Below are 12919 nucleotides of genomic sequence, written 5' to 3'. Positions count from 1 at the left end.
CTGAACAACATCAGTCAGAAATGGACCATGCCGATTCGGGACTGGAAGGCTGCCTTGAATCGCTTTACCATTCAGTTTGACGAGCGCATGCCGCGCGTCTAACTCAACCGCCGTTTACACAAAATTCGGGACACCCTCGAGGGCGCAGCGCAAAGCATTTGCCTAGCGCCAGAACCGCCATTTAAACATCGTTCCCAGGCAAGCTTTCGATACTCGCCTGGGAAACGGGCCCGCCCTCCGGCCTAACTGGCCAGCAGTTCTTTCAAATTGTCATCAATGAATTTTGTATCGACGGGGTTGGCTCCACCACCAGCGAAGTGACCCCATACGCCCGGGATGGGCTTACATACTGCGTTGGGCATGTGTTTAACCTCCCACTCGTTGTCGGCAACGGGAAAATACAAGTCCATCTCGCCCGGCATGACTACCGCCTTCGCCTTGATTGCCCCGAGGGCCTTCTTGATGTCGCCGTTGAATACCGGATTCGCGCTGATGTCGCCGTGCTGCCATGACCACAGCATGGTCAGCAGGTTGTTGGCATCCTTGGGAAGAAAGAAACCCTCCCAGAATGCAACCAAAAAATCCTCCAGCGACGAATACCCCATCGTGCGCCAGAGTTCCTGCATGTAAAACGGCTGTGACAAACCCCACCCCGCGTAGACGCGACCAACACCGCGCAACCCCTTGGTCGGGGGAGTGTCGTACCAGCCGTTGTTCCATGCAGCGTCATTCGTCAGTGCAACCTTGACGCCTTCAAGGAAGACGAAGTTATGCGGCGCGGTCTTGGCGGATCCACAAAACGGAGCGATCCGCTCAACCATGTCGGGATACAGGCAGCCCCATTGGTTTGTCTGTTGAGCGCCCATGGACCAGCCCACGACCAGTTTGATTTTTTTGATCCCGAACTTCTCCGTTACCAGGCGGTGTTGCAGCGTCACGTTGTCGTACAACGTAATGTCCGGGAATCGTGCACGGTCGTAAGGCGCTGGCGTGTTGCTCGCAGATGATGACAACCCATTTCCCAGCATGTTGGGCACAATGATGAAGTACTTATCGGGGTCCAGCGCCATACCTTTGCCGATCAGCCACTCATTGTCGTAATGCTGCCCGGAATACCAAGTGGGGTAGACGATCACATTGCTTTTGTCCGCGTTCAGCTTGCCATAGGTTTTATAGGCAAGTTTGGCGCCGCGCAGGGTCGCACCCTTGAGCAGTGCGACATCGCCGAGTTCAAATATTTCATAGTCCATTTATCACTCCAATGCTGAGTTAAGTTGCCAACAGTTGCCGCAGTCGCTATGCCCGACCCTTAGCTGCCACCGATCTCGCCTTGTCCTCGTCAGACAATCCCAATAAGAAATAGACAGCGCCGCCTGCAATGAATGCCGCAATGGCCGTTGAAAACTGGGGTGCAAAATTTTCCACTCCGAACGCGACCAGCGACCCGGCAGCCCACGCGATGAACGCCCTTGGTCGCCAGTCGGACTCAATGGTGGCGTGCGGCCGGACAAAATACAAGTCCGCGATGATCACGGCGCCGATTGGTGGCACGAGAATGCCAAGAAGCGACAGCCATGGAATGAATAGAGCCCACACGTTGGCAGCAGCAATTGCGATGCCGACCACAGCCAACAGCACGGCGAACACACGCATCTTGCTTTTGGCGATCCGCGACCACCCTACCGCCGCGTTGTACAGGCAGTGAGCACAGACCGAGCCCAAATTGATGAAGAGGAAAACAAATGCAATCACCGCCAGCCAGCCCTTGTTCTGCGCCAGCATGTAGCCGAACATATTGTCCAAGCCAAAGGGCTGCGGATCCGGCACCGCCAGAGCGGCGGTCATCACGCCGCCAACGAGCATCGCCGCCATGTTCGCGAAGGGAAAAGCGCAGAACGTTGCGATCAGTGAGCTCTTGCCATCTGCAGCCCACCGGTTGAAATCGGCCGTCACGGTACCAGCGTCGATGAACAAGGTCATCACGATCGTCAACCCGATTCCAAAAGCCATTGGAACTTCAGGTTTTGTGCCCGCGTAGGCAATGACCTTATCCCAACCAGCGCCACTGGCGGAGTCAAATGCGACCCACCCGCCCAGCACCACAAACAAGGGCACGGACACCAGTCCAATCCAGTGAAGACCGCGAATGCCGACGAAGGTAATTCCGAGATATAGGATCCCGGCGATCACCGTCATTGTCAGGTAATCGAGCTTAAACGCCGTGTGAATTAAGTTGCCGGTAATGCCGGTCTGGACCGCATACCAGCCCAGCAACAACGACGACAGCAAGCCGGATGCGAATACGTATCCTTTTTTGCCGAACACCGCGCTGGCGAGCAGCGCGAAGTTAAAACCCCGCGTCGTTCCCAGTAAGCCCAGTGAGCCCACGTAGGCAAACATTAGCAGGTTGCCGATCAGCATCGACAGTACCGCGGTCTTGAATCCCATACCCGCCACCAGGATTGAGCCGGTCATGGCACCCGTGATGATCATCGGGAAACCGATCCACACCATCGATACCGAAAAGGTGCTACGCCGCGCCTGGGCCGGTACCGGTTTGTGCTCGTACTCGTCGCCAAGCACATGTTCTAGGTCCTCTAGTACGTGCTCTGTAGAACTATTCGAAGTCATCATGTCTCTCCTTCTATCGATGCGATATTGGTTGATGTTGCACAGCGTCCACCTAAAAAAATAGCTGTCAGGCGTAAGACGTAATCGTCACAGCCGGTTGTGTTTCTTTCGGGCGTAGCCATGCATGAACTCCAAGGCGTTCGTTTGAAAACTCACAAAGAAACCAACCAAACAAAAAAGCCCGAACCGGATAAACCGGTTCGGGCTTTTTTGCCTTGCACCTGCTGGCAGTAGTGGCAGTCGGGTGCTAAATATCTGAAGACGATGTTCGTCCCCAAATATTCTGGCAGCTTTCAACCTCTCTGAAATAGGTGATTACCCTTGCCCGCATTTATGGACGATTTGTTCGCCATTCGCTGTTGAATCATGGTTGGAATGGGCCACACCAGTGGCCCCACCACCGCGCCGAGATTCGATCTACTGCAATTTCGTACCGGCGGCCAGCTACGTGACGCTGGAATCGGCATTGTCCCCTCTGGGCACTCAGTTACCACTCACGAACGGTCGGTATCGGCAGTTCCATCTTGATGGCGGTGACTTGGAGAAGTCTTACGGTTTGACCAAACTTGAACTCCCTCATCATCAAAGGAGTTCATCATGGAAACTGTTCACGAATGCCCACCCAAGATCCCCTGGAACAAGGGAAAAATTGTCGGCCAAAAAGCGCCCCTGAAGCTCAAAGACATCTGGGCCATCCGGGTTCGACTCCAACTGAATCACAGAACGCGAGAGCTTGCGCTATTTGATTTGGGACTCGACAGCAAGCTCAGGGCGTGTGATTTGGTAAATCTTCGAGTTAAAGACATTTGTCACGGTGATCGAGTTTCGACCCGCGCCATCGTTATGCAGAAAAAGACCTCACTGCCGGTTCAGTTTGAAATCACCCCGCCCACGCGTGAAGCGGTGGATGCCTGGATCAAGGCATCCGCGCTGAAATCAGAAGACTACCTGTTTCCCAGCCGAATTCATGAATCGCTGCATCTTGGTACCAGGCAGTACGCTCGCATTGTTGATGGCTGGGTCAAGGAGATCGGCTTAGATCCGGCTCTCTATGGAACGCATTCCATGCGACGGACCAAGGCCACCCTGATTTACCGCCGCACCAAAAATCTTCGCGCAGTTCAGCTGTTACTAGGGCACACCAAAATCGAGAGCACCGTGAGGTATCTGGGAATCGAAGTTGAAGACGCCCTTGAAATGGCCGAGCAGACCGATATTTAACGAAAAATATTGCGGTGAGTTGGCCACGAAGATTTGACCGCCGGACAGCGGTCATTCGTGACCGACCGCAACTGGCCCGCAGAGGTCAGTTTCAAGCTGATGGCGGCTGCTGAATTTGCCTATCTACACTTTCCAAACCAGTCACTCGCAACCCTGTGGCGTCACTTCGCCTTCAACGGTGATGAGCGCGAAAAAGCGCAGAAAATAGCGCTTTCGACAATGAGATCCTTGTGAATCAATCCGTTGCCCATGCCGAACTCATCGCCTCTTTCAGGAGGGCGGAGGCAGATGCTGCTCACAAGTTCGGATTGATCAAAGCGGTTGAAAAGAAGGGGCCCAAGGCCATTCAGGCAGCCGTCGAAACAGCTGCAAAGGCAGTAAAACGCAGGGATTCGTATGCAAGAAAGCTGAATGTCCTGGGGGTGAGCCTCAAGGACTGAGCGGGGCTCAGTGCTTGCACGACCGGCCATCATCTGTTGGCCGGACAGCACTACAGCCCGCTATGAAGGACGGCTACCCCCACCAACAAGCCGTGTTTTAGACAGGATAGTTCTGAACCGATGGTTCCACGGTAATCCACTTGAGTTCGGTGAACTCATCGATCACTGCTCGGCCATCGAACTTGCCATAGCCGCTATTCTTGGTGCCACCGTACGGGGCCTGGGCCTCGTTTTGGACGGTGGAGCCGTTGACGTGCACAGAGCCCGAATCTATGCGCATGGCCACGCCCAGTGCGCGTGTCACATCCCGTCCGAATACCGCAGCTGACAATCCATAGTCGCTGTCATTGGCCACGGCCACGGCCTCTTCCACATCCTTGACACGCACTACGGTGGTGATGGGGCCGAAGGTTTCATCGCCATAGATGGTCATGCCAGGTTTGACATGGTCCAGGATGGTGGCTGGCATGACCGCGCCGTTCGCCTTGCCACCGCAGGCCAGTGTGGCACCCTTGGCCAGGGCGTCATCAATCATGGCGTTCAGGCGCGAGCCCGATTCGCTGGCCACCATGGGGCCGATCACGCAGGCCGGATTGACACGTGGGTCTCCCATTAGCAGTTCCTTGGCGCGGGCAGCAAACTTGGCGACAAATTCGTCGGCAACGGCCTCGTCCACTACCAGGCGCTCGGTGGACATACAAATCTGGCCTTGGTACAGGAAAGAGCCAAACACGGCTGCCTTCACGGCTTCGTCAATGTCTGCATCGTCCAGCACCACCTGGGGCGACTTACCGCCCAACTCCAACAGGCAGCGCTTCAAGTGGGTGGCAGCCTTTTGCGCAATGATGCGGCCGACGCGGGTGGAGCCGGTGAAGTTGATACGGCGCACCGCCTTGTGCGCGATCAGCGCATCTATCACTTCCGGAGCATCCTTGGGCGCATTGGTCACCACATTCAGCACACCTGGTGGGAAGCCAGCTTCCACCAACGCATCGGCCACCAGCAGATGGGTTTTCGGACTGGCTTCCGATGCACGGAACACCACGGTGTTGCCGCAGGCAATCGGGTAAGCAATGGCACGGGCGGCCAGCACAACGGGGCCGTTCCATGGCACGATGCTCAGCACCACCCCCACGGGCTGGCGCACGGTCATGGAGAGTGCGCCGGGCTTGTCGGTGGGGATGGTTTCACCCTGTATCTGGGTGACCATGGACGCTGCTTCGCGGAACAGGTTGGCAGCCAGGTGCACATTGAAGCCGGCCCACAGGGCAGCGGCGCCCACTTCGGCAGCCATCACTTCAATGAATTGCGGAGTCTTGGATTCCAGCACATCGGCAGCCTTGAGCAGCAGGCGGCGGCGCTCGGAGGGCGCGCTGTTGCGCCAGCTCTGGAATGCGGTCTGGGCCGAGTTGACCGCAGCCACCGCATCCTCTACGCCACCGGCTGCAGCACTGGTGATTACTTCACCGCTATCGGGGTGGTTGCGGGTGAAGGTAGCGCCGGACTTGGCGGCCACAGTTTGATTGTCAAGAATGAGTTGGGATTTCATGGTGTATTCCTTGGGTCAATGGTTCGGGGTTGTTCGGTTGGTCTGCGCGGCCTCAGGCGCGCTCAGTCAGGATGTCGGCCATGCGCTCACCAATCAGGGCGCAAGTCGCCATGGTTGCTACACCGGCAATGCGCGGCATGATGGAGCTGTCGGCAATGCGCAGTCCTTGCACACCGTTCACGCGCAACTTGGAGTCCACCACGGCCTCAGCATCCTTGCCCATGCGGCAGGTGCCGGACTGGTGAAAGTAGGTGGTGGCGCCATTGCGCACAAAGTCTTCCATGGCCTTGCCCGTCAATTTCTTGCCGGGTGCAACTTCGCGCTTGACGAAGTCCTTCATGGCTGACGAATTGCCAATCTCGCGACACACCTCGATACCAAAGGCCAGTGCCTTGACATCGTCGGGATGGCTCATGAAGCGAGCATCGACCACGGGACGATCCAACGGGTTGGCGGAGCTCAGACGGATCTCGCCACGACTCTTGGGCGCCACCAGGCCTGCGCACAGCGCCCAGCTGGTACCAGGAGGTGAATACTCCTTGCCCACCACATCGCTGGCATAGGGCAGCTCAATCTGGACCAGATTGACGTCCGGAGATGCAAGCGATGCCTGGCTCTTGAGAAAGCCCGCTGCATTGGCCGCGCTGTTGCGATGGGGAATATGTTCCTTGGGTTCCCAGATACAGCCGCCATGCAGAATGTGGTCCTGGAAGTTACGCCCGACTTCCTTGGAGTTGACCAATGTCTTGATGCCGTGCTGGCGCAGCTGCGCTTCGTCGCCAATGCCGCTGAGCATCAGCAGCTTGGGTGTGTTGATACCACCAGCACTCACAATGACCTCGGTGTTGGCGCGAATGTTCTTGGTACCACCGGGTGTGGCAATTTGAACACCCGTGACCTTGGTACCCGAGAAGGTTAAGCGGTCCACATGGGTGTTCACCAACACGGTTACATTGGGACGCGACAAAATCGGGTACAAGTAAGAGCGGGCCATGCTCTGGCGCCGCCCATCGCGAATGATCTGGTTCATCAGTGCAAAGCCAATACCACCCTCTTCGCGCGCGCCATTCTGGTCGGCCAGCACCGGGTAGCCCAGGGCACGGCAGGCCTCCAGCATGGCAGGCGCCACGGGGTGAGGGTTATTCGCCGGCTGGCACCAGACGGGTCCGTTCTTTCCACGGTAACGGGCGTCGGGTGCACCTTGCCAGTTTTCCATACGACGGTAGATTTCCAGGCCGGACTCGTAGCTCCAGGCACGGTCGCCGCTGGCATCGGCCCAGAACTCCAGGTCGGCCTTGAAAGGGCGGGCCCAGATGGTTGCATTGATGCTGCTGCCGCCACCGACCACGCGCCCCATGTGCTCGGGAATGGCGCGGTTATTGGTGCTCGGTGCGGCCAGGGCCACGTCCTTCCAGTCCCGTTCAGAGCCAAGATTGGTGAACCAGACGCTCGGGTCCATCACCGAAGGTGCCACGTCCCAGTCGCCAGCCTCGATCATAAGAATGGATGCATCCTTGCGGGTAGCCAGCCTACCCACCAGTGCGCAGGCCGCCGAGCCAGTGCCAACAACTACGTAGTCATAGGCGTTCTGTACCTTGGCACTGCGTTCATTTTGGTTGGCACGAATGGCATCCAGCTCGTCCGCCAGGGCGGGCAGTGCCACGCTGGCGAAGCCGGCTGCCGTGGCTGCACGCATAAAGCCACGGCGGCTCATGCGGCCAGCAATCAGGGCGCGTTCCAGATGCTCCAGCAAGCTGTCCGCCGGGGGAGTCGAGGTTTTTGAATCGGTATTCATAGTCATGCGTTTTGAGTCGGTAGTTATTAAGAAAATCTGTCTCCAGTGGCACTTGCCATGCGCACACACTGCGCCACCGACTACCAACTTTAAAAACTTGCTACTGCCTCAACTACCTCGGGATTTCCCTAGTGCCTAGTTGTTCCAAATAAGAACAACTGCGAGGTAAACGGAACAGAAACTAGGTCCGCAGGCCCCTTGCGACGGGTGTCTACGCGCTCTGGACTCTGCGATAGATGAATCCCCGGGACACCTGCAGCTTCCTGGCAGCTGCGGAGACGTTGCCACCACACTCCTTGATCGTTCTGGCAATCAGGTCAACGTCGGCGTCGCGCAAACTTGCGGGCTCCGCTTGATCGGCTGCAGGCACCGCTACCGCGTTTTCCAGGGCGTTCCCACGGGCTGGCGGAACGCCCGGGCTTATGTCCACCAAAGGGGTCTCTTGCGTTGACTGGCCCATGGCAAAAAGTTGGTGGTGCCCGTCGCGGGCCTGTAGCTCGCAGCGCACATGCACCTGCAGTCCGTTACGCAGGCGCAACAACGAATGGGCGGCAGCGCGGACCGAAGCCAGTTCCGAAAAGCTGATTTGCAGAATCTCGTCAACTTTGCTGAATCCGGGCTGCTCGCCATCTGGAGGCATCCCCAATAGTCTGGAGGCGGAAGCGTTTCTCCAGACAATCCTACCCTGCATGTCCACCCCCATCAGGCCGGCCAAGGGTGTATCAAGCATGGCCGCAGAAATCTGGAAGCGCACGATTAGGTGCTCACTGGATTGCGACACCAGCAAACGGTTTTCGATCGAAGACGCGTAAAGGCCGACCACCGACGCCGCATCAAAGTTAAAAGCAATCCCTTCACTGGACATATCCAGAACACCGGCCAAGTTGCCATGGATGTCGCGTATGGGGGCTGCCGCGCAGTGCATGAAGTTCACGCTCTCAAAGAAGTGCTCCGCCCCTTGTACGCAAGCCTGCCTGCCGGTGCACGCCACAATGCCCGGCGCGGTCGTGCCGACGGCCTCTTCTGCGAAATTGACGCCTATGCGGTGCGCCACTGGCGTGATCTTTTCATGCACACGCCGTGAACTGGTGGCCCCGATCAATACGCCGCTGAGGTCGGTCAGCATGGCGCCGCAATTGGTGGCCCTCAGCACCGAGTCGAGTTCGCCGGCTTCTGCCAACCAGGCATTGCGCAGCAAGCGGTTCTTTTGCAGGGCCAACTGCGCCCGGCTGGCAGACACCGGCTGGAACTCCAGCTGTGCGCGAGGGTCTTGCTTTTGCCTTAAGCATCGGGCCCAGGACTGGAACACGGCCTCGCTGACGATGCCTGAGGGCAATTCACCTTCTTCAAAGTACCGTTGTCGGGCCAGTGCAACCCGATCCGCCTGGGTAGAGAAGAAGAGGGATTGCATGGCCGGTCCTTCAAAATATGAAGCGGATGCTATGCCATTTACGAGGCGTCGGGCTGAGCCGTGGGCGTCGCCCGCTGAAAGGCCTCCAGAGCGCCGCAGTTCGCGTCCACTTCCATGATTAGTGGCCAGCGTCCCAGGTCCACCTTGAAGCGACGTGCGCTTTCAATTTGCGGCACCAGGTACACATCGGCGATGGTGGGTGCGTTGCGGAAGCTGAAACCTGCGCGACGGGTATCTGCCGCCAGAAGTGCTTCATAGGCATCAAAACCGTCGCTAATCCAGGTGCCGCACCAAAGGTTGATGGCGGCGTCATCCGCACCAAAACTAGCGCGCAGCGTGTCCAGAATGCGCTTGTTGTTTACGGGATGGATGTCGCAACCGATCACGGCCGCCAGCGCCCGCACATGCGCTCTGTCGTTCACATCGGGAGGAAGCAGCGCGGGCGTGGGGTAGCGCTCTTCCAGCCATTCGATGATGGCCACGGACTGCGTCAGCACCCGATCGCCATCCACCAGCACTGGCACCAGACCCTGCGGATTCAGGGCTTTGTAGACCGCGCCCTGGTGTTCGTTCTTGCGCAGGTCGACTGCCACGTAGTCGTAGCCGATGCCCTTGAGGTTCAAGGCAATGCGCAGTCGGTGGGATGTGCCGCTGCGAAAGAAGTTGTAGAGCTTCATGTGTCTGCTTACTCGGGCGCACCAACCGTCAGTGCCACTTCGGCCACACCTTCCACGCGACCGGTGATCTTGTCGCCGGCCACTACCGGGCCCACGCCTTCGGGCGTTCCGGTGTAAATCAGGTCGCCGGGTTGCAGGTGGTAGAACAGCGAGAGGTCGGCAATCAGTTCACGCACATTCCAGATCAGCTTGTCCACATCGGACGACTGCTTGGTCTGGCCATTGACTTCCAGGGCGATGGCTCCGCTCTCAATGATCACGCCTTCCATGGGAACAATCTCCGAGCAGACGGACGATTGCTCCACATCCTTGCCCAGGTCCCAGGGACGACCCTTGTCGCGAGCCACCAGTTGCAAGTCGCGGCGCGTCATGTCCAGTCCGGCGGCGTAACCGTAGATCAGCGTGTGAGCGTCGTCCGCCTTGACACGAAAGCCTGCCTTGCCAATCGCCACAACCATCTCCATCTCGAAGTGGTAGTTGCTGGTCTCGGGCGGGTAGGCCACGGTGGCACCCGAAATCGTCAGGGTCTGTGGCGCCTTGGTGAAGTAAAACGGGCGCTCTACCGACTTGTCCACCGGACGGCCCATTTCCACCGCGTGTGCGTGGTAGTTGCGGCCGACAAAAAACAGGCGGTTGATGGGAAAGCGCGAAGCCATGCCACGGATGGGCGCCGTCATCGGGGCGGGTGGGCTGAACAGGTATTGCGTGAGGGTCATGGTTTTTCCAGAAAGGTTGAAATTGGTTCTGTTGGGAGCTATGCAGGAATGCGAGAGATGAATCAGCCCCGGATCTCGTACACACCCAGCTTGCGATGCAGCGGCGCTTCATCCGCCACAAACAGGAAGGCGGGCGCAGTGGCAGACCGGTTCTTCAGCGTCACCGCGGTATAGCCCGGCGCGCAGCAGGTGTCTGCCTCGACCATGGTGAAGCCGGTGGCTTCTACTTGCACATCGGTCTGGCCTTCGATCTGGTGAAACACCTGGGCTGGCGAGCGGGCCGGTAGACGCAAGGTCTCCCCGGGACGCAACATCAACGCATAAAAGCCCAGAATGTTTTCCGCGTCCGCACCAGTTTCAGGATTCACATAGGTGACCTGCACCGCGTCCGCTCCGGTCTGCTCTTCGGCCAGCGACAGCAGTGCCGCTTTGGCATCGGCCCAGGGGTAGCGCAGCATGGGGTAAGCCTTGTCAGAGCGCTGAAACACCTTGGTGGGCACCACGCCCCCACGGGCATAGGCCTTGAAGCCCTGGCCGGCTGTGGCGCTCTGGCTGGGGCCTTCCAGGTGGTAGGAGGTCTCCGTGTAGTAGATCAAAGGCAGGTCCAGCACATCCAGCCATATCACGGGGTCTTTGCCGTCATGGCCATGCTCGTGCCACAGGCCGGTTGGCGTGAGGATCAGGTCGCCGCGCTGCATGGGGCACTTTTCGCCACCCACCAACGTCCAGGCGCCTTCGCCTTCCACCACCATGCGCACCGCATTGGGCGTATGGCGGTGCACTGGCGCCAGTTCCCCGGGCAACAGCAGTTGCATGCCCAGGTACATGGCGGCGCTAGCCTGCATATTGGTCAGGCCGTGGCCCGGATTGGCCAGCACCAGCACGCGACGCTCGGCCTTCTCGATAGGTGTCAGTTCGCCAGCCTGAATCAACAGCTCACGAATTTCGCTATAGGGCCAATGCGTGGTCTGTGTCTTGCGCGTCGGGATATTCGGCGGCAACACGCCGCGCAGGCTGGGCCACAGCGGAACCAGGTTGCGTTGGGTGAGTTGGTCGCGGTAGGCCTGCGGCAGGTCTTCCAGGCGCCCCAGGGTGTCAAAGCGGTTGTTGTCTTCCATATGTTCTCTCCGGTATGTATCAGGCTGCGCCCAAACCCAGGGGCGCGGGTGTGCGGTTGACGATGTCGTGAAACAGGGCGTCAAACCGCTCGTTGTCTGACGAGCCCGCCAGGGGGTCGGCGTTTTGCGCAAAGGCATGGGCGATGGCGTCCCAGTCCGATGCCAGCAGGTGGGCCTCAGCCAGCGGCAGGAGTTCGTTTTCCTCCGCGCGCAAATGCTTCCAGGAGAAGTCGGCGTAGCTGGCAACCGTGGACTGCAAGGCTTCCAGGCTGCCGGGCACACCGGCTTCAAAGTTCCCTAGATCGCGACGCAAGCCGGCCAGCGCTGCTGGTTCGGCCTGGTGCTGGCTCTGCAGGGCATCGATCAGGCTGTCGGCCAGTTGTGTGCGTTGCTTGAGACAGGCGAACAGCCAGTCGTCTTCTTTCGGGTGGTGCAGGCGATCAGGAAACGCGTCTATGTAATAGACCATGGCCCAAAAGAGCCGGAAGTCCATGGTCGTGCGCTCTGCCTGAACCTCTTGCAATAGGGCCTTGATGTTGTTGATAACCGCGCCCAAGGCGCGATGTTCTGCGCGAATGATGTTGATGGCCTTTGACTTGGAGTCGCTCATGTTTTCCTCTCTGCGAAGTTGCAGGGATTGTTCCTTTTAAACACCCAGGTACTCGTGCACGATGCGCGGGTCAGCCCGCAATGCGCTGGAAGTACCGGACCAGACGACCACGCCTTTTTCCAGCACGAAATGGCGATCTGCCAACTCCAGCAAGGGCCCCAGGTTTTTATCGATCACGATCAGGGACAGGCCTTCGTCCTTCAGTTCCCGCAGTGCGCGCCAGATTTCTGTACGAATCAGCGGGGCCAGGCCTTCGGTCGCTTCATCCAGCACGACCAGCCGAGGGTTGGTCATCAAGGCGCGACCAATGGCCAGCATTTGCTGCTCACCACCCGAAAGCTGCGAGCCCATGTTGCTGCGCCGCTCCTGCAGACGCGGGAAGAACCCGTACACCCGCTCCAGACTCCAGTGCTTTAAGCCGTTGGCGGCATTGACGCGCGCCGTGGCAATCAGGTTTTCTTCGACCGTCAGGTTTGGGAAGATCTGGCGCCCCTCGGGCACCAAGCCCAGGCCCAGCTTGGCGATCTGATGGGATGGCAGACGCTCCGTACGCTGGCCGCCAAACTCGATTTCACCAGCCTTGGGTTCCAGCAAGCCGAACAGGCATTTGATGGTGGTGGAGCGACCCATGCCGTTGCGCCCCAGCAGGGTAATGACCTCACCCTCGACTACCGACAAGTCCACGCCAAACAGCACCTGGGCTGCGCCGTAACCCGCCTTCAAACCCGCCACATTCAACAAAGGCTTCATG

The 12919-nt window shown here is 58.6% G+C and carries 13 protein-coding genes; 3 read left to right on the top strand and 10 right to left on the bottom strand.

What is annotated here, in order from left to right; genetic code table 11:
- Window positions 1–242: 242 nt before the first annotated feature.
- Window positions 243–1250: an alpha/beta fold hydrolase gene (locus Q7T10_RS07935; RefSeq protein ID WP_304747353.1), complete on the bottom strand. Its 1008-nt coding sequence runs from the start codon at window positions 1248–1250 to the stop codon at window positions 243–245.
- Window positions 1251–1296: 46 nt separating this feature from the next.
- Entirely contained in the window at window positions 1297–2631 is a 1335-nt protein-coding gene (locus Q7T10_RS07930) for a cytosine permease (protein ID WP_304747352.1), read from the bottom strand.
- A 597-nt stretch (window positions 2632–3228) separates the two neighbouring features.
- Here Q7T10_RS07930 and Q7T10_RS07925 point away from each other — a divergent pair.
- From Q7T10_RS07925 to Q7T10_RS07915, 3 genes are read left to right on the top strand one after another with little or no spacing between them, the layout of a single operon-like run.
- A complete protein-coding gene (locus tag Q7T10_RS07925; protein WP_304747351.1) occupies window positions 3229–3852 on the top strand; it encodes a tyrosine-type recombinase/integrase in 624 nt (207 codons plus the stop codon).
- 57 nt (window positions 3853–3909) lie between these two features.
- Complete coding sequence (locus tag Q7T10_RS07920) at window positions 3910–4086, top strand: hypothetical protein (protein ID WP_304747350.1); 177 nt, start codon at window positions 3910–3912, stop codon at window positions 4084–4086.
- Entirely contained in the window at window positions 4083–4292 is a 210-nt protein-coding gene (locus Q7T10_RS07915) for a hypothetical protein (RefSeq protein ID WP_304747349.1), read from the top strand. Before Q7T10_RS07920 ends, Q7T10_RS07915 begins: the two co-directional genes overlap by 4 nt.
- 97 nt (window positions 4293–4389) lie before the next feature.
- Here the strand turns inward: Q7T10_RS07915 and Q7T10_RS07910 are convergent, their stop codons facing one another.
- The 8 genes from Q7T10_RS07910 to Q7T10_RS07875 all read right to left on the bottom strand — a co-directional run bounded on the left by Q7T10_RS07910 (window position 4390) and on the right by Q7T10_RS07875 (window position 12918).
- Window positions 4390–5841, bottom strand: coding sequence for an aldehyde dehydrogenase (locus tag Q7T10_RS07910; protein ID WP_304747348.1), 1452 nt, complete (start codon window positions 5839–5841; stop codon window positions 4390–4392).
- Window positions 5842–5893: 52 nt separating this feature from the next.
- The gene (locus Q7T10_RS07905) at window positions 5894–7642 is read right to left on the bottom strand and encodes a GMC family oxidoreductase (protein WP_304747347.1); all 1749 of its coding nucleotides are present in this window, start codon (window positions 7640–7642) and stop codon (window positions 5894–5896) included.
- Window positions 7643–7847: 205 nt separating this feature from the next.
- Entirely contained in the window at window positions 7848–9047 is a 1200-nt protein-coding gene (locus tag Q7T10_RS07900; protein ID WP_304747346.1) for a helix-turn-helix domain-containing protein, read from the bottom strand.
- A 38-nt stretch (window positions 9048–9085) separates the two neighbouring features.
- Window positions 9086–9724 carry a maleylacetoacetate isomerase gene (gene maiA / locus Q7T10_RS07895; RefSeq protein ID WP_304747345.1) on the bottom strand — a complete coding sequence of 213 codons (639 nt, stop codon included), beginning with the start codon at window positions 9722–9724 and terminating at the stop codon, window positions 9086–9088.
- Between the two features lie 8 nt (window positions 9725–9732).
- Entirely contained in the window at window positions 9733–10440 is a 708-nt protein-coding gene (locus Q7T10_RS07890) for a fumarylacetoacetate hydrolase family protein (protein ID WP_304747344.1), read from the bottom strand.
- Window positions 10441–10502: 62 nt separating this feature from the next.
- The gene (locus Q7T10_RS07885) at window positions 10503–11558 is read right to left on the bottom strand and encodes a cupin domain-containing protein (RefSeq protein ID WP_304747343.1); all 1056 of its coding nucleotides are present in this window, start codon (window positions 11556–11558) and stop codon (window positions 10503–10505) included.
- Window positions 11559–11577: 19 nt separating this feature from the next.
- A complete protein-coding gene (locus Q7T10_RS07880; RefSeq protein ID WP_304747342.1) occupies window positions 11578–12168 on the bottom strand; it encodes a hemerythrin domain-containing protein in 591 nt (196 codons plus the stop codon).
- A 36-nt stretch (window positions 12169–12204) separates the two neighbouring features.
- Window positions 12205–12918 carry an ABC transporter ATP-binding protein gene (locus Q7T10_RS07875; RefSeq protein WP_304747341.1) on the bottom strand — a complete coding sequence of 238 codons (714 nt, stop codon included), beginning with the start codon at window positions 12916–12918 and terminating at the stop codon, window positions 12205–12207.
- Window position 12919 lies beyond the last annotated feature (1 nt).

It is taken from the genome of Rhodoferax sp. (assembly GCF_030646845.1).
Lineage (GTDB): Bacteria > Pseudomonadota > Gammaproteobacteria > Burkholderiales > Burkholderiaceae_C > Rhodoferax.
Note: the sequence above shows the minus strand (reverse complement) of the source record. Positions and strands in the feature narration are given on the sequence as shown.